This window comes from Pantoea sp. Fr+CA_20 (genome assembly GCF_024520835.1).
Lineage (GTDB): Bacteria > Pseudomonadota > Gammaproteobacteria > Enterobacterales > Enterobacteriaceae > Pantoea > Pantoea allii.
The window spans coordinates 1-296 of record NZ_JALNPN010000062.1; the positions used below are offsets into that span (position 1 = coordinate 1).

Annotated in this window: 1 tRNA gene; it reads left to right on the forward strand. The window is 52.0% G+C overall.

The window, feature by feature from the left end:
• Positions 1–220: 220 nt before the first annotated feature.
• Positions 221–296 (forward strand) — tRNA-Thr (locus NR177_RS23815).

The following is a 296-nucleotide window of genomic DNA, read 5'->3' on the forward strand; positions in this document are numbered from 1 at the left end:
TCCCCATGCGAGAGTAGGGAACTGCCAGGCATCAAATTGAAAACCTGCACGTTACTTCGGGCAGTTCTCTACTCAAAAGAGAGTAGGACAAAAGCGAATACTTTTGAACGCTGCAGAGCAGCGGCCCGAAGGGTGAATCACCGCGTGATTCATCAACTGCCAGGCATCAAATTGAAAGACCCGAGCATCAGCATAAAAGTGCCGGGAGTACCTGTTGCGTGCTGATATGGCTCAGTTGGTAGAGCGCACCCTTGGTAAGGGTGAGGTCCCCAGTTCGACTCTGGGTATCAGCACCA